The 20,815-nt window shown below is 42.0% G+C and carries 17 protein-coding genes, 1 other RNA gene and 1 pseudogene; 9 read left to right on the top strand and 10 right to left on the bottom strand.

What is annotated here, in order from left to right:
• Positions 1 to 16: 16 nt before the first annotated feature.
• Entirely contained in the window at positions 17 to 385 is a 369-nt protein-coding gene (locus ACRWSG_RS02880; RefSeq protein ID WP_138601586.1) for a hypothetical protein, read from the bottom strand.
• Positions 386 to 434: 49 nt separating this feature from the next.
• Between ACRWSG_RS02880 and ACRWSG_RS02875 the strand changes: the two genes are divergently transcribed.
• Both ACRWSG_RS02875 and ggt read left to right on the top strand, forming a co-directional pair.
• A complete protein-coding gene (locus ACRWSG_RS02875; RefSeq protein ID WP_138601588.1) occupies positions 435 to 980 on the top strand; it encodes a GNAT family N-acetyltransferase in 546 nt (181 codons plus the stop codon).
• Positions 981 to 1,056: 76 nt separating this feature from the next.
• A complete protein-coding gene (gene ggt / locus ACRWSG_RS02870; RefSeq protein WP_462165566.1) occupies positions 1,057 to 2,715 on the top strand; it encodes a gamma-glutamyltransferase in 1,659 nt (552 codons plus the stop codon).
• 221 nt (positions 2,716 to 2,936) lie between these two features.
• Here ggt and ACRWSG_RS02865 read toward each other — a convergent pair whose 3' ends face one another.
• A complete protein-coding gene (locus tag ACRWSG_RS02865) occupies positions 2,937 to 4,139 on the bottom strand; it encodes an aromatic amino acid transport family protein (protein ID WP_082389182.1) in 1,203 nt (400 codons plus the stop codon).
• Between the two features lie 406 nt (positions 4,140 to 4,545).
• Here ACRWSG_RS02865 and ACRWSG_RS02860 point away from each other — a divergent pair, with 406 nt between their 5' ends.
• Positions 4,546 to 5,451 carry a DMT family transporter gene (locus ACRWSG_RS02860; protein WP_462165565.1) on the top strand — a complete coding sequence of 302 codons (906 nt, stop codon included), beginning with the start codon at positions 4,546 to 4,548 and terminating at the stop codon, positions 5,449 to 5,451.
• A 21-nt stretch (positions 5,452 to 5,472) separates the two neighbouring features.
• On the opposite strand, the gene ACRWSG_RS02855 is transcribed toward ACRWSG_RS02860, so the two are convergent.
• Positions 5,473 to 6,351 (bottom strand): flagellar protein MotY, encoded by an 879-nt coding sequence (locus ACRWSG_RS02855; protein ID WP_462166883.1) that lies wholly within the window; start codon positions 6,349 to 6,351, stop codon positions 5,473 to 5,475.
• Positions 6,352 to 6,567: 216 nt separating this feature from the next.
• Between ACRWSG_RS02855 and rnt the strand changes: the two genes are divergently transcribed.
• Positions 6,568 to 7,248, top strand: a complete 681-nt coding sequence (gene rnt, locus ACRWSG_RS02850) for a ribonuclease T (protein WP_138601594.1) — start codon at positions 6,568 to 6,570, stop codon at positions 7,246 to 7,248.
• On the opposite strand, the pseudogene ACRWSG_RS02845 reads toward rnt, so the two are convergent.
• Positions 7,232 to 7,991: pseudogene (locus ACRWSG_RS02845) on the bottom strand (FapA family protein). The gene rnt and the pseudogene ACRWSG_RS02845 sit on opposite strands and share 17 nt — an antisense overlap.
• 8 nt (positions 7,992 to 7,999) lie before the next feature.
• On the bottom strand, positions 8,000 to 8,860 hold the full coding sequence (locus tag ACRWSG_RS02840; RefSeq protein WP_462165564.1) for a flagellar assembly protein A: 861 nt from the start codon (positions 8,858 to 8,860) through the stop codon (positions 8,000 to 8,002).
• Between the two features lie 277 nt (positions 8,861 to 9,137).
• On the opposite strand from ACRWSG_RS02840, the gene ssrA reads away from it, so the two are divergent.
• Positions 9,138 to 9,496: a transfer-messenger RNA gene (gene ssrA / locus ACRWSG_RS02835) on the top strand.
• An 86-nt stretch (positions 9,497 to 9,582) separates the two neighbouring features.
• On the opposite strand, the gene ACRWSG_RS02830 is transcribed toward ssrA, so the two are convergent.
• Complete coding sequence (locus tag ACRWSG_RS02830) at positions 9,583 to 10,299, bottom strand: enoyl-CoA hydratase/isomerase family protein (RefSeq protein WP_175082110.1); 717 nt, start codon at positions 10,297 to 10,299, stop codon at positions 9,583 to 9,585.
• Positions 10,300 to 10,503: 204 nt separating this feature from the next.
• Between ACRWSG_RS02830 and ACRWSG_RS02825 the strand changes: the two genes are divergently transcribed.
• Positions 10,504 to 11,277, top strand: coding sequence for a sulfite exporter TauE/SafE family protein (locus ACRWSG_RS02825; RefSeq protein WP_462165563.1), 774 nt, complete (start codon positions 10,504 to 10,506; stop codon positions 11,275 to 11,277).
• Here the strand turns inward: ACRWSG_RS02825 and ACRWSG_RS02820 are convergent.
• The 3 genes from ACRWSG_RS02820 to ACRWSG_RS02810 all read right to left on the bottom strand — a co-directional run bounded on the left by ACRWSG_RS02820 (position 11,267) and on the right by ACRWSG_RS02810 (position 14,474).
• Positions 11,267 to 12,745, bottom strand: a complete 1,479-nt coding sequence (locus ACRWSG_RS02820) for a methyl-accepting chemotaxis protein (protein ID WP_138601600.1) — start codon at positions 12,743 to 12,745, stop codon at positions 11,267 to 11,269. The two genes, ACRWSG_RS02825 and ACRWSG_RS02820, sit on opposite strands and share 11 nt — an antisense overlap.
• A gap of 7 nt (positions 12,746 to 12,752) precedes the next feature.
• A complete protein-coding gene (locus ACRWSG_RS02815; protein ID WP_235376877.1) occupies positions 12,753 to 13,589 on the bottom strand; it encodes a substrate-binding periplasmic protein in 837 nt (278 codons plus the stop codon).
• 249 nt (positions 13,590 to 13,838) lie between these two features.
• Positions 13,839 to 14,474, bottom strand: a complete 636-nt coding sequence (locus ACRWSG_RS02810) for an SDR family oxidoreductase (protein ID WP_462165562.1) — start codon at positions 14,472 to 14,474, stop codon at positions 13,839 to 13,841.
• Between the two features lie 142 nt (positions 14,475 to 14,616).
• Here ACRWSG_RS02810 and ACRWSG_RS02805 point away from each other — a divergent pair, with 142 nt between their 5' ends.
• Positions 14,617 to 16,074 carry an OmpA family protein gene (locus tag ACRWSG_RS02805; protein ID WP_462165561.1) on the top strand — a complete coding sequence of 486 codons (1,458 nt, stop codon included), beginning with the start codon at positions 14,617 to 14,619 and terminating at the stop codon, positions 16,072 to 16,074.
• Positions 16,075 to 16,096: 22 nt separating this feature from the next.
• Here ACRWSG_RS02805 and mnmC read toward each other — a convergent pair whose 3' ends face one another.
• Positions 16,097 to 18,145 carry a bifunctional tRNA (5-methylaminomethyl-2-thiouridine)(34)-methyltransferase MnmC2/FAD-dependent 5-carboxymethylaminomethyl-2-thiouridine(34) oxidoreductase MnmC1 gene (gene mnmC, locus ACRWSG_RS02800; protein WP_294408649.1) on the bottom strand — a complete coding sequence of 683 codons (2,049 nt, stop codon included), beginning with the start codon at positions 18,143 to 18,145 and terminating at the stop codon, positions 16,097 to 16,099.
• 179 nt (positions 18,146 to 18,324) lie between these two features.
• On the opposite strand from mnmC, the gene fabB reads away from it, so the two are divergent.
• Complete coding sequence (gene fabB / locus ACRWSG_RS02795; protein WP_462165560.1) at positions 18,325 to 19,539, top strand: beta-ketoacyl-ACP synthase I; 1,215 nt, start codon at positions 18,325 to 18,327, stop codon at positions 19,537 to 19,539.
• Between the two features lie 132 nt (positions 19,540 to 19,671).
• Positions 19,672 to 20,793: a 4-phosphoerythronate dehydrogenase gene (locus tag ACRWSG_RS02790; protein ID WP_462165558.1), complete on the top strand. Its 1,122-nt coding sequence runs from the start codon at positions 19,672 to 19,674 to the stop codon at positions 20,791 to 20,793.
• Positions 20,794 to 20,815 lie beyond the last annotated feature (22 nt).

Here is a 20,815-nt window from a genome sequence, read left to right as displayed (position 1 = left end):
TACTTGCCCTTTCTTTTTAATTATTTTTCTCTTGCTCGCGTTTTTCGCGCGCTTCTCTTAATTCTTCAGCCAGTTCTTTTGCTTTTTGTTTGGTTTTTTCAGAAAGCTCACCAGCCGCTTCTTTACTCTCAATCCATGCATCTAAGGCAATTTCTTTACCGTCATCATACATGCTTAAGCCCATCTTTTTACTTTCTTCGAGTAACTCTTGCAGTGAGTCGTCGTTAAACTCATTGGTGGCGTCTTTTACGTCGCTCCAAGCATCATTTAGCGCTTGCTTTACTTCCTCTTTTGCTTCGCTGGCATCTTTCTTGGCTTGCTCTGCATCTTCACAACCTGTTAAGGCAATACAGCCTAATAAAACTAAGCTTGCTAATTTGTTCATATTTTTCTCTAATGGTTAATTAACTATTAAGCAGTATAAGCAATAAAAAATGAATATAGCTAGAACAGCACGATTAAGTTTTCGGTTAATGGATGAAAATGATGCCGAGCTACTTTATGAGCTCGATAACGACCCTGAGGTAATGAAACATCTCACTCGCGGCAAAGTATCCAGTATGCAGAGCATTAAAGAGGTGTTTATTCCGCGCTTGAATGCGTATCGAAATGAGCAAAAAGGCTGGGGGCTTTGGCAAGTAAACATCATAGAGAGCAATACCTTTATCGGTTGGGTATTAGTCAGGCCCATGGGCTTTTTTGAACAACCTGATTTTAGTGATTTAGAAATTGGCTGGCGCTTTAAAAGAATGAGCTGGGGCAAAGGCTATGCGTCTGAGGCAGCACTTGCCATTGCTAAAGCCGTAAGCGAGCCAGAAGAAGTAAAGTCGCTCAGTGCCACAGCACTTAAAGATAACCTAGGCTCAATAAAGGTGATGGAAAAGCTGGGCCTTAAGTTTGTAAAAAACTATACCCATCAAGATGAGCAAGGTGAATTACCTGCAGTACTTTATTCATGTCCTAAAGAGCAGCTTAGCTAAGTTAATCGTAACTAATTGACCTTATGGGTTTCACATGTCTAAATGGTTAAAATAACATCAAGAAAAAGGAAGTACCATGGCAAGTTTAGTCAAATACGCGGCACATCTATTTATCGTTACCGCGATATTCTTTCACCCATCAAGCTTTGCAAAGCAAGCGGCCGTCGCTATGCCAGATAGTTACAGCAGTGATACGGCGCGCGCTATTTTAGAGCAAGGCGGCAACGCCGTTGATGCGGCAATTGCGGCACAGTTTGTATTAGCGGTTACTTTACCTGAAGCCGGTAACATTGGTGGTGGCGGGTTTATGCTGATCCAAAAAGATGGCAAAGGTGATTTTATTGATTACCGCGAAACAGCCCCTGCTGCAGCTCATCGCGATATGTACCTTGATGATAAAGGCGATGTTATTGATAACATGTCTGTGTATGGTATTCACGCAAGTGGTGTTCCGGGCAGTGTTGCTGGTATGTGGCTTGCCCATCAAAAGTACGGCAGCTTAGAGTGGAAGACTCTGCTAGAACCTGCAGTTAAATTAGCTGAACAGGGCTTTATTGTGCACCCTAAGTTAGCTGCGAGTATCGAGCGTTACATTGCGCGAATGGCCAAAAAGTCGGTGAACATTAACTTTGCTGATTACTTTGCCGATGCCAAAGCAAATAAGGTATTTAAGCAGCCGGAACTTGCCGCCACACTGAAACGAATTCGTGATCAAGGTAAAGCTGGTTTCTACGAAGGTGAGACAGCAAAGATCATAGCGTCATTTATGAAGCAGCACGGCGGCATTATTACTGAGCAAGACTTAAAAGCTTATCAAGCTAAATCGCGTACACCGATTAAAGGTAATTGGCGCGGTTACGAAGTGCTCACATCGCCACCGCCAAGTTCAGGCGGTATTGCTATTTTACAATGGCTAAAAATGTACGACTTGGCAAAGCCAAAAGGAACGCTTGAGCACAACTCGACCACCTATGTTCATATTTTGGCTGAAGTAGGTAAACGCGTATTTGCCGACAGAGCTGAATATTTAGGTGACCCAGATTTTTATGAGGTGCCAAAAACAGCTCTACTTGCAGATGATTATCTTAGTAATCGTGCAAGTACAATTCGCCCAGATGCCATTTCAACTACCGAGAACATCAAACCTGGTTTACACGAAAGTGAGCAAACAACGCATTTTTCTATTCTAGATAAGTGGGGCAATGCCGTTGCGAATACCACGACCATCAACTTAAGCTTCGGTAGCGGCGTGGTTGTATCGGGCGCAGGGTTCATTTTGAATGATGAAATGGATGACTTTAGTGCCAAACCCGGTGTGATGAATGTATTTGGTGCAATTGGTGGTAAAGCTAACGAAATCCAACCTCATAAACGCATGTTGAGCTCAATGACACCCACCATTCTACTTCAGGATAACAAAGTTAAAATGGTAACTGGCTCTCCGGGTGGTACCACGATTATTAGCTCTGTGTATGAGTCAATTTTAAATGCGGTTGAATTTGATATGACTGCAAAGCAAGTGGTAGACAGCCCACGCTTTCATCACCAGTTATGGCCTAAAAATGTGATTAGATACCACACAGACCTTGAACCAAAGGTTGTTAAAGCGCTTGAGAAGATGGGTTATACACTTGATGAGCGCCATTTTGGTGATATGCATGTGATCATCAATAAAGACGGTAAATTAGATGCAGCTTCTGAAGCATCTGGCCGCGGTAAGGCGATGGTATTTTAATTATACCAATCCGCAATAATACTTAATCATTTTGAGGGATTAAACCTGTCGCTACCTGCGTTAAAAATTTCTCATTTTGAACAACTAAATAACGAAATTTTTGCCTTGTTATCAACAAGGTTTTCTTGCCTCAAAATTGACTACTTAATTAAGCGAATTGGCATTACACCTTAAACACAGGTACAAAAAAGCACCCTCGGGTGCTTTTTTTGATGAGCTGTTTAACCAATCGCTGGAATAAGCCCCGCCATTTGTAAACCTTGAGCACTAATAATAAGCACACCAAACAGGGCGGCCAATGCTAAGCCAATATTACCGCCTTTAACTTGGTAACCCGCATCAGGTTTGCTGCTTCGTTGCTTATAGACCATAGCAACCGGTAAAAACACTGCTAAAATAACCAGCGCAATGGCGGCGTAGCCAAGTGCCATAATAAACCCTTGTGGATAGAATAGCGCAAAGCCTAGCGGTGGAATAAAGGTGATCAAGGCTGTTTTGATACGATCTTTACTGCCATCACCTTTTTTAAATGCATCAGCAAAAAAGTCGAACAAACCTAAACTCACCCCTAAGAAAGACGTGGCCAGCGCTAAATCAGCAAAAATGTTCACAGCAGTGGCAACGTGTGGGCTGTGAGCAATGCTAGCAACACTGCTTACAAAACCGGGTAACCCTTGGCTTTGTAGTAAGTCACTTTGACTCATCATTCCTTGGCTAAGTAATTGCCAAAAAATGTAAATGACTAAAGGCAATGCTGCACCTGCCACCATTACTTTACGAAGTGTTTTGATATCTAAACCTACGTATTTCACAATCGATGGAATAGAGCCATGAAAACCAAACGAGGTAAACACCACCGGGATTGCAGATAAAATCAGACCTTGTTCAATCGGCATTTCAAGTAAGTGTTGACCGTGAACATAAGGTGTAAGCATATAAAATAAGCTGGCTAGTACGCATACTTTAATCGTGAACAGTACGCGGTTAAGCTTATCGACTTTGCTGGTACCGAGTGTTACCACAGTACCAATCACAACAGCCAGAATAACTGAGCCAACTTGCGGCGCTAAAGAAAGCGATAAACCATTGTTGAGCTTTTCTTGTAATTGCGCACCACCACCTGCGATATACGCAGCGCATAATGCGTAAAACAAAAACATCACTGAAAAGTTAGCGACCCATTGGCCACGTTTACCTAACCATGACTTAGCTAACGTATTGAGGGTTGCATCTCTGTCGGCATATTGATGTAGCTCTAGCATCAGTAATGCTGTGTAGGTCATTAAAACCCATGTAAGTAAGATAAGTGATAACGCTGTTGTGAAACCAAGCCCTGCGGAGGCGATAGGCAATGCCAGCATCCCTGCACCTATGGTGGTGCCAGCAACAATTAACATGCTACCTATTGTTTTATTTTTAAGCACTTTTTGCCCCTTAAACTTCGTGAGAGGCAAGCAAGATATAACTTGTTTAACAAAACTTAAATAGTTTTGTTATAAATCAAAGAAATTAAATGTAACCTATGATTTACATGTGCAAACAGGCAGTTGAAATCAGCAAATAACTTTTTGCCAAATAGCATGAGTATTCGTGTTGACAAAATCACCATTTAGGCGGATTCTTAAGCTTCTTCAACTTACTTTATTAAATACCATGATGCAGCTAAACCAACGACCAACAAACAATTGTATGCGCCTGACCTCATCAGTCGTATGGTCTGTTATTTGCTGCGGTTAATTAAGTAAGTTTTACTAACCGCGTTCTAAGCGGTTGGTTATTTCCCTTTTAAATTTTCTTCCGCTTTTTTCGCCTTTTTAAAGGAATAAGCTAGTGCCTGTTAAAGCCTCATATTTTTTAATGGTGGTGATTTGGTCAACAACACCACTGGGTATTGTTTGGAGTAGTGAAACGGTAGCACCAACCCTGGCTGTGTTTTTACGCATGCTGGTGGGGCTGGTGTTGGCTTCGTTTGTCGTTGCTGTTGCCAATATCCGAGTGCCCTGGCATCGCCGTGCTTTATTCCTTTATGGCTATTCAAGTATAGGTATTTTTGGCGGTATGTTATTAAGCTACATGGCCGCTAAAACAGTGCCTTCAGGGTTAATATCATTGATGTTTGGCCTTGCGCCAATTTTATCGGGCTTACTTGCGCAAAAGATCTTAAACGAGCCTAAGTTTAGTGCCATTAAGCTTGGCGCCCTAGGCTGTGCCTTAATTGGCTTATTTTTAGTGAGTCAACGCCATATTCAGGGGGGAGTAGAGCAGTTTAGTGGCCTGTTATATGTATTTATGGCAGTGTGCTTTTTTAGTTTGAGCGGTGTGATGATCAAACGGGTAAGAATTGCTATTCATCCAATGGCTACCACATTTGGCGCGTTGGTTTTTGTAACCCCGCTGTTTTTTATTACTTGGTTGCTGGTAGATGACCAACTTAATAGCCAGATGTGGAGTTCAAAATCACTGTACTCAATTGTTTACTTAGGCGTGTTTGGCTCACTAATTGGTGCGCTGGCGTATTTTCATGTATTGCAGAAGTTGAACGCAAGCACGGTCGCATTAACAACCCTGATCACACCAAGTTTTGCAATTGCTTTAGGTGGTTTGCTTAATGATGAGCCCATTGACCAAGCTCTGATTGTTGGCGCGACCATCATTATGATTAGCCTCGCATTTTTTCAGTTTGGTGATAAGTGGCTTAAGCGCTTTAAGCGTGTGAAGTCGGTAGAAATGAGTTAAAGCTAGTAGCCGCTTCGGCGGCTACATTTTTGCAATTTGAATGACTAAACGACGGTTTTTGTTTCGGTCTAAAATGTTGTCGTTGCTAGCAACATGGCGCTTTTCACCGTAACCATCGGTATCTACTTTGCTTTCATCAACCCCTAAGCTAACAATGTAATCCTTAATCGCTTTAGCGCGTTTTTTTGATAATTCGAGGTTGTTCCAGCGACCACCGTAGCTGTCGGTGTAAGAAGATATTGAAATAGATTCGATGTTGGTGTCGTACTTTAAGTATTCGCCAATTTTATCTAAGCGCTTTTGTGATGATTTAGTCAGCTTGCTGGTATTAGGCTCATAGTTCATCACTGTGAACGAAATATCTTCAAAGCTGTAAGGCAGCATCGCATCTCGGCACTGTAAAAACGCCCAATAAGCTTGCTTAAAGTTGACACTCGATAAACCAACGGCAATTTTATCGGCACTGTTTTGCCAGTCTTGGTAATAAAATGTCGGTTGGTAACCTTTTTCAAGTTCGGTCAGCATTTCCCAAGCGGTTTTGTTGCCAAGCTCGCCGTCAAACTTACGTAATAGCTTCATATTTGCTAAGTCGCGAGCAGGCATACCTGCACGCCAGCTAGGTGGTACGGCTTTTAGGCCAGCAATACTGTAATTGTCTGGGCGTACGACCATATCAAGGTTGAAGTTTACGTCTTTATTTTTACTGGCAGTGGTGCTGAAAATTGCTTCACCATAGTAAGGAACATCATGATTTAATTGGCATTCTAAGCGAGAAGTTTTAACCATTTGCCAGTTCGACATATCTGCATTAGCGGTATACTCACGCATGGCTGCATGCGCATTTATACTTGCAACTGAGGTTAATAGGCCTAGGCTTAAAGGAAGTAATGAAAGCTTCATCACGGTAATTCTCCAACAAATCATCAATGCCAAATAATTGGCAATTTTTGTGTTTAATTGCTTTAGCACACTAAACACAGGGCTAGCTGATTAATATAAAGCAAGTAATGTGCCTAAAAACTCAGTAAGAATCTGCGATTTCACACTATTTACTCTAGCAGAGTAGCCGTGGTTTTTGACATAATAGCCAGCTTACACTGGCAAACCAAGAAGACTATGGAAAATACTGAACAAACTCTTTTCGCAAAACGCTTTCGTGGCTTTTTTCCTGTTGTGATTGATGTTGAAACCGCAGGTTTTAATAAAGAGACCGATGCGTTATTAGAAATTGCTGCATCTGTACTGAAAATGGATGACGACGGCGTGTTAAGTATTGATCATACTGTGCATTTTCATGTTGAGCCATTTGAAGGCGCGAATATTGAACAAGCGGCCATTGAGTTTAATGGTATTGATCCTTTTTCTGCGCTGCGTGGTGCGGTGCCTGAAGAAGAAGCGATTAAAGAAATTTGTAAAGTCGTGCGCAAGGCACAAAAAGCAGCGGGTTGTCAGCGTTCAGTGGTAGTAGCACACAATGCAGCGTTTGATCACGGCTTTTTAAATGCCGCCATTGAGCGTTGTAAAATTAAGCGCACGCCATTTCATCCATTTGTTAGCTTTGATACCACATCATTGGCAGGCCTTGCACTAGGGCAAACAGTATTAGCTAAAGCGTGTAGGGCGGCAGGGATTGAGTTTGATAATAAACAAGCTCACTCAGCATTATATGATACTGAGCGCACAGCAGAACTGTTTTGTTTAATCGTTAATCGCTGGCAACAACTCGGCGGTTGGCCATTGCCTGAAACTGAAGCGACAGAAGAGGAGCAAGACTCAGCCGTTAAAACGACTGAGTGATCTTACCTTCAAAAAATCGTACCATGTTAGGAGGGTAAATACGTGAAAACTGTTTACTCTCTTGCGCTATCTTAAGCTCCACCCCAGGATGCATTAATTCATTCACTTTTAAGCGGCTTGTTGCTAATAAGCGCGCAATCTTAATTTTTACTAAGTGTTTCTTTTTCTTTGTGCTGGCTGTTTTGATTTTAATCTGCTGCTCACTAGCAGTGATTCTTTTTAATATAATGCGCCCGTTGAGCTGGGTCGGGTATTTTATTGGCCTTTTTGCGTGCTTGCTGTAAGGCAGCTGCTTTGGTCGCTAATAACTTTTCAAAGTCATTAATTTGCTGCTGCTTTTGGCGTAAATCATGCCAGTACTGAGCAATGAAAACCCGTGTTTTAGTGCCTGATGGCGCACCAAGCTCGCCAGTTTCAATTCGCATTGCATCTAAAATATTGCCACCAATAATTTTGCCTCGCGGGTTATTGGCTTTGCCAACGCGAATAAGTCGACGAGCGCTTAAATCACAATGCAAAGCCTGACGTTCAATGAATAAATCTTGCTCTGTTTTTATATGGCAGTACTGAGCATAACCAACAGAGATAGTGCGCGAAGCCGTGATGTTACAGGTAAAGTTTTCAACGTTTTCACGCTTTCTGCCAACAGCCCCAAGCATGACGGTGACTTCACTTTTACTTTCAATTGTGGCTGATTCAACAAAGCCTAATACAGTGATATCACCCGTTGCTTTGACGCGCATACCATCTTTTACATCACCGCTGATAATGACACTGCCATCAAATTCGACATGGCGTTTGTACTTACATCAACATGATGAAAGCACAATACATCGTCCACGCGCATACCGCGGGGTAGGGCAACAGGCACGCCTTTAGCATCGGCAATTAACATATTGCTATTGTTTGGATCGATACGCGTTCCTTCAAATGGCTCAAGAGGTAAGTCTTTACCGGACTTAGCTGGCATCACATCACCAAACACCGTAAAGCCATCTTCACCGGGTGTTGCAGGCACTCGTTGCATTAATGGCGTGCCGGGTTTAACGGTAATAATGGCACCTAAATTACGCATGTCGACTTTACCGCCAGAGGTCGCTTGCGGGCTAAGAACGCGGTCTTGTGCTGTTGAGCATAAGCGCACGAATTTAGCATCAGTGCCTTCTTTAGGCATTCTGCCATGGGCAACAATTGCGCTGTAATGGGCGCCGGGTGGTTGCTTAAATTGTTGGCCTAAAAAAGTATCAAGGGCACGTAAACTAATGCCTTTAATCACTCCCGCCTCTGCAAGCACCTCTTGCGCCATATCCATGCTAACAATTTTACCGCCACGGGCTGTTGTTAGGCTTGCTTCAACCACCATGTTTTTAGCATCGACTTTTACTTCAAGCTGAGCATCAACGGCTTTAGCAACCACTAACGATTGGCTTTGATATTGGCTGCTAGGGATGAACAGCTTACCTATATTGGCATCAATATATTCGTAGTTGGCATAAGGCGACTGCTCAAGTAATTCAATTAATTGAGAACTCGTAGTAGGAAAACCCGCATCCCTAGGATGCTCACACAAAGAGACATAGCCACTTTGTTCATCGAATGAAAACATCGACATCTGAAAAGCCCTGTAAAAAACTGCCTGTTATTATAGTTATGTGTTGTTACAGGTTATTTTTGGAGAAGGGTAACAACGTTTCCTATTTCAGCACAACTTTTGTACTATGTTAAGGATTTGTATGATTAAAATGTGAAAATATGTATAAAACTGACTTTTCCTGCTTGAAATTTCAGCAGTCAAAGGCACTTAGCAAAAATTTCCCGATTAATGCCTTGAGTCTGAACAGGCTACTCAGTTATACTGCACGAACACTCTGAATGAGATACCAAATTCAGGGGCTGATTAGGATTCGACGGAATTCAAGACGCCCGAGGTGCATGTCGAGGTGCGGTTGGCCTCGTAAAAAAGCCGCAATTTAAAGTAATCGCAAACGACGATAACTACGCTCTAGCGGCATAATAGCCCGCTAGCACTTCTCCGGTGTATGTCTGTGGACCCGGTTCTGAAGTGTCACCCTACACGGACTCGCTACGGAAACCCTGGCCGGGGTTGAAGGGCTAAAATTAAGCGGCCTCGCCTTTGCAGATCGTGTTCGTCCGAGCTGTATAAGGTTAACTAAAAGACGATACTAAGCATGTAGTACCAAAGGTCGAGGCTTTTCGGACGGGGGTTCAAATCCCCCCAGCTCCACCAAATATGAAAAAGGCTGCTCTCAGAGCGGCCTTTTTTATTGCCAAAACTTTTTCTAAAACTCGCCGAAATAAGTCCAGAATCTATAATCAAACAACCAACTGAACGGCATCAATAATCGGTTTGTTTTCTATATCAATGGTGTCGATGATGTGTTTGTGTAGGCGCTTTTTGTGCTCTGCGAAAATCGCACGCTTTTTATCGAATTGGCTGGCAAATTCGAGGGCGGTATTAAATAAAGCTTCGCTGTTTGGGCAAGCTTGTTCAATAACATGATCCGTGGCAAGTTCGCCTGCGGTAACGCGGCGACCTGTTAGCATCATCTCGTTAAAACGATAGTCTGGAATGGCTTTTTTAATAAAGGCGAGCATGCCCGGTAAAAACGGGATTGATAAATCCACTTCTGGGAAGCAGAAGAAACCACGGTCGCTTTGCATAAATCTAAAATCACAGGCGCACGATAAAATGGCGCCATTACCAAACGCGTGGCCATTAATTGCTGCAATTACTGGCATTGGGAAGAGTAATAGGCGTTTAAATACCGCATCCATCGAGTGCATAAAGCCACTTACTTCTGCAAACTTTTGTGCTTTTAATGCGGGCATAAGCCAATCGGTATCTATGCCCAAGCTCCATGATTTTTCGCTGCTTGAAGTGATCACGAGTGCTTTGTGTTCAGGGTTACGTTCGATTTCGTCAAGGCAATTTAAAAAAGCCTCTGCAAAAGCAGGGTTATGGCGATTTTCAGCTGTTGTCATAGTTAAGATAGCAACAGATCCTTGTGTACTTACATTCATCAGTGTCATGCTGTGCCTTCAATTTTATTGTGTTGTGGGCATAGTTATAACTCATAGGTTTAACAAAATAAACAACAAGTCTGACCAGTTTTGAGTTTAGGGTACTTCTCTTTTGGTTGATATGGTCTTTTAGTCGAAAGGGCTTTTCAAATAGTCGCTAATAGTGGTGAGTCATGATAGCGTTAGCTCAAACACACTATTTAAAGCGTAACAATGGATTTGATCAGTTGGCAGTTTTTGGGTGGAGATTTATTAAGTCCGATCAGCACAATCATGCTCATTGTGGTTGCGGGCTTTACTTCAATGGTTTCAGCGGCTTTTGGTGCGGGTGGTGGATTAATGCTGCTGGTGATCATGGCATCCATGCTTCCTATGAGTGTGGTTATTCCTGTCCATGGGTTAGTGCAGTTAGGCTCTAATGCAAACCGCTTTTTGTTCACCTTTAAACATATTGATGGTGCTATGTTTGTGTACTTCTCACTAGGGGGAGTCTTAGGTGCGCTGGTTGCCTCAATGATTGTCACATCAATTCCCCTTGAATTAATGAAAATAGTGGTCGCTGCCTTTGTGCTTTATTTACTGTGGGGTGTGACGCCAAAGCTCAGAGAAACCTCAAAGTTATGGCGTGTTCTCGCTGGGCTTTGGACCACGTTTATTTCGATGTTTGTAGGGGCAAGTGGGCCATTGGTTGGCAGCTGCTTATATGTCAATAATTATAATAAGCTTAAATTTACCGCCACTTTTTCAAGCTGCATGACAGTACAACATACCTTAAAAGCGATTTTATATGGGGCTGTGGGGTTTGCATTTTGGCAGTGGTTGCCGCTGGTTATGCTCATGATATTGAGCGGTGCTTTAGGCACTTGGCTTGGCCTTAAGTTATTGCACCGCATTTCGTCAGATAAATTTAAAAAGATTTTTCGTTTAGTGTTAACGGTGCTTTCCCTGCAACTTGCGTGGCAGGGGATCATGGCTTTTAGTATTTAAACAAACCCAATTTAGCAACGATGCCGCGTTCTAATTCATTGAGCTGGCCTATGGTGTTATCAAGGTGCTGAGCTTCTTGTGATAGGCTCTTAGCGCCTTGGTTAATAAGCTGCATAGTATTTAATATATCAGCGGTGACACTGGTTTGCTCTTCAGAACTTGCTGCCACGCTCTCGTTCATTTGATTAATGGTATTGATTTGTTTAGCAATATCTTTAAACACTGCTTGGCTTTTTTGATTCGCTTGGCTTACTTTATCACTCAGTGACTTACTTTGCTCCGTTGCGGTTACACAATCAGAAGTATTATTGTGTAGCGATACAATAATCGACTCAATCTCAGATGTTGAATCATAGGTTTTACTAGCAAGCGCTCTTACTTCATCGGCGACCACGGTAAAGCCTCGACCAGATTCACCAGCACGAGCCGCTTCAATAGCAGCATTTAGAGCCAGCAAATTGGTTTGCTCGGCAATGCTTTTTATAACATCGAGCACTTGGCTAATTTCATTGCTGCTGGCGTTTAATTGTTTAACTACATTTGAAGTGTGGTCTAGTTGTGCAGTTAACTCATCAACAATATTGCCATTGGCATTCATGTTTTGTTCGCCTTGTTGGCATAAGCGATGTACATCGGTTGTTTGCTGCGCGGTTTGGTTGGCTCCTTGAGCAATTTCTTTGGTTGCTTCACTTAACTGACTAAGCGCATTGGTTGCTGAATCAGTGCGGTTGTATCCAAGTTCGGCCTCATTTTTTGAGCGAACAGATGCTTCGTTTACTGTGCTGGCAATCATTTCAAGTTCGCTGGCAGTGCTGCCTAACTCTGTAATTATTTCTTGTACTTGCGCTATAAATCGGTTGAAGCCATTAACCAAGTAACCAATTTCATCATTAGATTGATAGCTAATACGTTTTGTAAGGTCGCCTTCACCTTTGACAATTTCATCAACAAGGCTGTTTACGCTATCGATTGGTTTTATCACTAAAAGCCGCACGATATAAATAATCACGGTACCTAGGGTGATAAATGAGACCAGCAGGGTAATAAACATAGTGCGTGTCGAATTAGCAATGGTGCTATGCAGCGCTTGTTGTGAATAACCAATTTTAATGTGGCCAATTAAATTATCTAAATAGTGCAAATCAATAGTTTTGCTAACCGATGCGCTGTTACTTTGTTTGATGATTGAGGCAAGAAGCTTATTACGATGGTCTGTCACTGAAATGCTATGTATATGTTTGTTTTGCGAAAAGGCTTTAATAATCTGATTGATTAACGGCTCATCATAAGAGAATACCGGCTCAGCTAAAATAACCTGCAGTTGCTCATTAAGGGCTGTGATGTCGTCTTGCCATTGTTGTGTTTGACTCGACTTTGCGAGCAGATAGTTTGCGCTGATCACGAAGATCACGCTTAAGAAAAGGCACAAAGACAGTGCCAAGGTCATTTTATATTTTAGTGATTTCATTATGCGCTCATTGAAATGGGTTAAACCACAAAGGGCTATTTTTATTTGGTGTGTTCGACGATAACGTTGGGTTTTCAAGCTCAATGACGCGACGCGAGCTCAAGTTGGCTTTTGATAAAACAGTTTGTACTTGGCTGTCTGCCAAAAACATCGCGTTAAAAGTGCCATCATCGATCATCTCGTTAAGGGCATCGCTTAGTTGTTGGTGTAGTGTAAGGTTGTTTTTATTGACGAAAAAGTAAAGAGGTGCGGTGTACTTTATGATCAAGTGCGGCTCAACAATGAGGTCAAGCTCCGAATGATTGGCAATTTCATCCCAAGGTTCATTTACACCACGTGGGAAATAATCAAAGCGCTCACCCTCAAGCATTGGGAATAAGTTAGGGTATTTTAATGTGGTAACAACGGGCAGTTGGTTCGCTTTTAATATTTTCGTATCTGGCCAGGTTTTACCTTGCCCTGCGGTGTAGCGCTTTAAATCTTGCAAGCTAGTTACCGAGCTAAACAGCTCGCGATTTTGTGCTTTCACTAATGCTACTCGCATGCCAAGTAAGCCACGAAACAAAGGAATATAAACGGCTTGGTAATCTTCCTCTAATTGTCTTGAAGTCATGCTCCAGATAACGTCAAGCTGCTTATTTTGTAAGTCGTTTAACATTCGAGCATCGGTAATATCTTTAAAGTTATTATATGGATGCGAGTAGCTTAAACCCGCTCGCTCAATTGCTTGGGTTAACAATTTATAGGGTAAAGAAGTATTACTACTATTACTTTGTATCTTAACTTCTTGGGAATAACTTACAGAAGCAAAGGCCAGACATAGAATAATGAGGGTGTAATGCATTGGACACCATTGTTATGTTTTTGTAAATAATATATTAATTCCATATGGCGTTTAATGTCATTACTGCTTTATCATTAAATAGGGCACAGCAATGCTTATTTGTAAGCTAATTTAAAATAAAAATAATTAGAGCATTGAAATATAAAGTTTTTATTCATTGCGACTTACAAAAAATTAATTTTTTGGGTGGGTATTTAAGGAGGGAGCTGGATAAAGTTAACTTTATCCAGCTAAAGTTTATAGTTTAAATTAGGCATCCAGTAAGTCATAGATTGACTTATCACCATTAAACAATTCAAACACTTGTGGTTTTTTCGGTGTATGTTCAGCAAGGTATAGCAGGGTATTTGCTACATCTTCACGGTTGATAACCGCATCTTGGCGCGTTGCAGGGCGCGTGGTGGTTAATCGCCCCGTAGCTGCATCATCTAATAGCGTGCCGGGTCTGACTATACTGTAATTTAATTCGCTATTGATTAAATGTTGGTCAGCCATGTGCTTTGCAACTAAATACGGTTTTATACTGCTCTCAATGTTGTCTGGGGCATCAGCACCGATTGAGCTCACCATAATAAAGTGCTTAACCTTGGCATCTACCGCATAATTAATCGCTTTAACTGCGGCCCATAAATCTATCAGTAAGGTTTTATCTGCACCTGTTGCACCACCAGATCCAGCACTAAAAATTACTTGTTCAACACCCTCGAAGGCACGACTAAAATCGTTTTCGAGGTCTTGCTCTACAATCGTTAAATTATTACTTTCAAGCGCAGTCAGTTTGCTTTTGTCTCTAACCAGAGCCACTACGTCATGGCCACTTGCCAGCATTTTTTCGGTGGTCATTTTACCTATTTGGTCCGTTGCGCCAATGATTAAGGTCTTCATATCAAACTCCTTCTAATTGCTGTGTAACTAAAGACCTTGGGGTGTGGATTTATTTTTAAAGGGGTACATGCAAACTTTGAATAAAAAAGTATTATTTGGCATAGTGTTGAATTAGGTACAAACTCAATTAAAAGGACTTAAAGTGAAAATATATTTTAATCTTTTGGTGGTGATAACATTAGCATTTTGCAATGCGGTATCTGCTAATCAATGGCTATCGCCTTACCCAAATAGTGATGTTGAAAAATCGGTTAAACTCAGTGGCGAACAGACAAAATTAATGAGCCAGTTTGATGGCAGTAAAAAGTCAGCAGAGCGATTTAGTTACACAGACTTTATTGGCGATGTTAACCACACTTTGTACGAAATAAACAATGTTGCCACTCTCAAAGTATTTGAAAACTATAAACACGCTCTACTCACAGATGGCTTTAATATTGTTTATTCTTGTCAGCTAGATGCTTGCGGTGACAGCAGTGATTTTGCAGAGGAAGTCGGTTACTTTCAGCTCTATAATTATCATCGTAAGCCTTATTATCTGCTTGCCACTAAAGGTGAAAAGCCTGAATTTGCAGTGTCGTTATTTGTTGGCCAGTACAACAGTAAAACGCGTGTTATGAGTAGCTCAATTGCGATTAAGGAGCTTGAAACAGGTCTAATACAAGCCAATACAGCTGCTTTTGCAAAACAGCAATCAAATCCAGTTACCAAAGCACCTAAAGACGATATTAGAGGCTCAAGCGATCATCCATTACTTAGCCGTTATCCTGGTAGTTTTATTGAAGACTACGAGCAAATTGATTACGAAGAATTTTCATTACCAACAGGAATATTTAACCGTAAGAACAAAGCGCTACCTGTTGAAGATGTGACTGGTGATATTACTCGTATTACTTATGAAATTAGAAAAGTATCAACCCTTAAGGTTTTTCATAACTATGTGTCTGCCTTAACAAAAGAAGGCTTTGAAACGGTTTTTAGTTGCGAACGTCAAGCATGTGGTGACGACCGTAAGGCAATACAAGCACTTGGTGATCACTTGTCGGTAAAACAAGTTTATAACTATTATCGTCAGCCGCGTTATCAGTTAATGAAAAACACCATAGAAAATCAAACAACCTTTGTCGCATTTTTTGTGGGTAATTACCAAGGCACTACGCGAGTGCAACTTGTTATAATTCGAACAGAGCCTTTACAAGGAGATTTAGTTAAAACCAATCCGGATCAGGTGTTAAAGCAACTAGAGCAAAAAGGTAAAGCAGCCATTTATGGCATTTACTTTGATCATGATAAATCAGACATTAAACCTGAGTCAGCCGAGTCATTAAAAGTGATTGCGGATGTTTTAAATAAAAACAATAGCTTAAATTTGTACGTTGTTGGTCATACTGATGATAAAGGAAGTCCAGAATATAATTTAGGGTTGTCATCTAAACGAGCTAAAGCAGTTGTTAAAGCGCTCGTGAGTCAATATGGTATTAAAGAGTCGCGCTTAATTGGTTATGGTGTAGGCCCTTATGCGCCAGCTGCCAATAATAAAAACGATTTGGGTCGTCAGTTAAACCGGCGCGTAGAGCTAGTTGAGCGATTAAGTAATTAATCAAAAGGGGCTTTTTAGCCCCTTAAATTTTATTACGAATTAGGTCACGAACAATAAAGCGGGCGGGGTGAATAGCTTGACTCACGCGTTCACTAAATGGTCTTGGCTCATTGTTTAAACAAGCAATTAAATGTTCAGCACAAAGGGGGGCACTGCACAGCCCTCTTGCGCCAAAGCCTGTGAGCACATGCAAGCCTTGCTGAGGTTTTGTTAACGTTTGGTACTGATAACGCTTGCCCAAGCGAAGATTAGCAAACGCGCTTACATAATCACTTTGTTCAGCCCATTCACCAGCCATAGGTAAATGGTCAATGAAGGTACACCTTACAGCTGCTTTCGCGGCTGTTATCTCACCTAAGGTCGTTGCAAACTCGCTGTCTGTGTAAAAACTTAACAGTTGTTCGCGATTGATGTGGTTGTCTTGCTCTTTAACTTCACGGCTTTTTGAGTTTTTTTCAAAGGTCGCGCCCATGCAATGATGGCCCTGATATTCAGGAGTAAAATAGCCCTTATGGCAAAGCACGGTCTTTAAGCGTTTTGACTGCTCGCTTGCTTGCACATGCGAGACTTGGCCGCGCACACCAACAACAGGTAGCGCTTGAGTTTGGCTAAACTGGTCACTGTGTTCACCTGCACAATTAATCACATCGCTAAATGGCCCGAATGTTTGCTCTTTGCTGTGTAGTAACCAGCCGTCAGCGGTTTTTTCGAGCTTTTCAATATGGCAATTAAAGTGACTGTCCATTTTATTATTGGTAGTGGCAGTTAACGAATTTGCCGCATTAAAGAGTGCTGTAACCAGGGCTGGTGGATTTACCCAGCCGCCTTTTGCAAAGAATACGCCTGAGTAACCTGTATCGACACCGGCAATTTCGTCGCCTTCTTCAGCGCTTACATTACGCATTAATTCAGCTGGCCAAAGTTCTTTATCGGCAAGGTTTTGATGTTTATCAGCTAGACCTTGTTTAACCGCGTGCTGTAATACACCACACCACTGATGAGGGTAGTCAAAACCATCATTAAGTAATTGTTGGTAAAGACGCATCGCATATAAAAAACTATGAGCAAACATTTCACTGTGCGGTGAGTTCTTCGCTTGCAAATGCGGATAAACAGCCCCTTGTACATTGTGAGATGCGCCCATGGCAAGTGCTTCATCTTGGCAAAAAAGCGTGGCTTTTAGGCCTCTTTTTGCCAGTGAATACAGTACACTGCTACTGGCAATACCGCCGCCAATAACAGCCACATTACTCAGTTCACTTTGCTGATGTGCAAAATACGCTGGCCCTGACTGTTGCTCATTAGGCTCAGTGAGCTCGCCAATTAGCATTTCGCGTTTTTTACCATAGCCTTTTGCTTTACTCATGCTAAAGCCAGCTTCGATGAGTCCTCTTCTGACAAAGCCTGCGGCAGTGAAAGTGGCGAGTGTGGCATTTGATCTTGAGATAGCACGCATCTTGTTGAACAAACTCTGTTGCCACATATCTGGGTTTTTACTTGGTGCAAAGCCATCTAAATACCAAGCATCAACAATTCCTTCGCTTGGGTAGCTCATGGCGTCAATGCTGTCTTGCACGTCACCAAAGTAAAGGTCGAGTATTAGTTTTCCGCCTGCAAATTCAAGGCGATGACAGCCGGCTAAATTAATTGGGTATTGAGCAATTAGTTGCTCACTATACTTGCTTAAACTAGGCCAAGCTTTGAGTGCTTGAGCAAGGTCACCACGCTTAATAGGAAATTTTTCAAAAGAGATAAATTGCAAGCGGGTAACACTTTTTTTACCACTATGGTCGGGTTGATTTTGAACTTCTTGCTCTGCATGCTGCCTATCAAGGTGAGCAGCAAAGTGCTGCCATGTATTTAAAAAGTTAAGCCCCGTACCAAAGCCTGTTTCAGCAATTGCAAAGTGGTTACGGTCATGATTTTGTAATCGTTGCGGGATATGGTTTTGTTGATAAAACACATAATGTGATTCGGCTAAGCCATCGTCATTAGAGAAATAAACATCGTCAAACTGATCGGCGACAGGGGTACCAAGGTGATTAAAATGAATATGTGCGTTTTTGATCATGGTTTAACTAATTAACTACAAACTTTTTTCATTATTTTACGTGTTTTCTTTGAAATAGTCTGGCGTTATTTATAAGCTAGACATTCAGAGTACATGTGTACGCTAGAAAGCTGACCACTTCGAAAGTAATTTCAGCGTAAAATAGAACACAATTTAGTATAGAGCTAAGGTAATTACCCATGAGAAGAGCCGTTATTACGGGCATCGGTGTTGTTTCAAGCATCGGTAACAACAAAGAAGAAGTATTAGAATCATTAAAACAAGGCCGTAGTGGTATCGCGTTCAACCAAGAGTTTGCTGACTACAACCTACGTAGTAACGTATCTGGCAAAATCGATATTGATGTTAAAGAGTTTGTTGATCGTAAAGCTATGCGCTTTATGGGCGATGCTGCTGCATATGCTTATATCTCAATGTCACAAGCGATTGCAGATGCTGGCCTTAGTGAAGATCAAGTTTCAAACGAGCGCACTGGTTTATTAGTGGGTTCAGGTGGTGGTTCATCTAAATGGCAAGTTGAAGCGGCTGACATTTTACGTGAAAAAGGCGTAAAACGTGTTGGTCCTTACATGGTACCACGTACTATGGCGAGTACGACTTCGGCGTGTCTTGCAACACCATTTAAAATTAAAGGTGTTAACTACTCACTAAGCTCTGCATGTGCGACATCTGCACACTGTATCGGTCACGCGGTTGAGCAAATTCAATTAGGTAAGCAAGACGTCATCTTTGCAGGTGGTGGTGAAGAGCTTCACTGGACGCTAGCAATGGAATTCGATGCAATGGGTGCATTGTCTACTAAGTACAATGAAACACCAGAGAAAGCATCACGTACATACGATGCAAACCGTGACGGTTTCGTTATCTCTGCTGGTGGCGGTATCGTTGTTGTTGAAGAGCTTGAGCATGCACTTGCTCGTGGCGCGCACATTTATGCAGAAATCACTGGTTACGGTGCAACGTCTGACGGCTACGACATGGTAGCTCCATCAGGTGAAGGCGCTGTACGTTGTATGAAGCAAGCAATGCAAGATCTTGAAGGCGGTATTGATTACTTAAATACTCACGGTACTTCAACACCTGTTGGTGATGTGAAAGAGCTTGGCGCTATTCAAGAAGTATTTGGTGGTAACTCGCCAATGATCAGTGCAACCAAAGCGATGACAGGTCACGCTCTAGGTGCGGCAGGCGTTCATGAAGCAATCTTCTCGCTATTAATGCTTGAGCATAACTTTGTTGCTCCATCTATCAACATTGATGAACTAGATGAGCAAGCTGCAGGTCTAAATATTGTAACTGAGCGTAAAGACGTTGAACTAAATACAGTTATGTCTAACAGCTTCGGTTTCGGTGGCACTAACGCCACATTAGTAATGAGCAAATATAAAGGTTAAACCTCTCCAGTATTTGCTTAAAGCCGAGCAATAGCTCGGCTTTTTCATTTGTTATAAAGTCTTAGTTGTTACCTATCCGAATACTGATAAATTCGCTACAATAGCGCCATTTTCTGCCTCTCGGACACACAAATGAAAATTCTTGCAGATCAAAATATGCCATTGGTTGAGCAGTACTTTGCCGATTTTGGTGATGTTGAGCGATTTGATGACCGTAATCTCCAACCCGAGCAGCTAGTCGGGGTCGATATCTTGTTAACCCGCTCTGTTACCAATGTAGATAAAGCCTTACTCACTCAAGCAGATAAATTAAAATTTGTGGGCACAGCAACCATAGGTGTTGATCACATTGATACCGAGTTACTTGCTGAGCGAAATATCGCATTTAGCAGCGCACCAGGTTGTAATGCCGTGGCGGTTGCTGAATATGTTATTAGCTGCTTGTATGCCTTGAGCCAAGAAAATGCCAGTTCATTACAAGGTAAAACCATCGGCATAGTGGGTGTTGGCAGTATAGGTAGCTGTTTACGTGATAAGCTTAGCCTGCTTGGTATGAATGTATTATTATGTGATCCACCAAAACATGAAGCCGGTGAGCTTGCAGAGCATATTGAGTTAGACACATTACTAGCCCAAGCCGATATTGTGACTTTTCACGTGCCATTGGTTAAACAAGGTCCGCATAAAACCTTGCACATGCTAGACGAAACACGTTTAAAAGCACTTAAGCCGGGTATGACGATTATCAATGCAAGCCGTGGTGATGTGATTGATAACCAAGCATTGCTAGCATTGTTTGAGCAAGGCGCAAAATTAGATTGTGTGCTTGATGTTTGGGAAAACGAACCCAATATACTGACACCTCTGCTTGATTATGTACGTTATGCCAGTGTGCATATTGCAGGGCATACACTTGAAGGCAAAGCCCGCGGTACACAAATGCTGTATCAGCAAGTATGTGAGCTTGAAGGCATCGCAGCGCTTAAGTCTCTGGACGATTTTTTGCCAGAACCAATTAGCCACTCTGTCACGCTAGGTGAAACCTTTAACCTAGATGATATAGGTCGCTTAGTGCACTTAATTTATGATGTGCGTCGCGACGATGGCATTTTACGAAGTAAATTAGCAAGCGAAGGCTTTGATAGTTTACGCAAGAATTACCCGCCACGACGCGAGTTTAGTACTTTGTCGGTGGCTGCCAACAGTGCATGTGAAGGCGCATTAGCTGCACTGGGATTTAGAATTAACGAATAAAGCCATTTGCTTTATTCAAAAG

It is taken from the genome of Pseudoalteromonas sp. GB43, from assembly GCF_054923805.1.
Note: the sequence above shows the minus strand (reverse complement) of the source record. Positions and strands in the feature narration are given on the sequence as shown.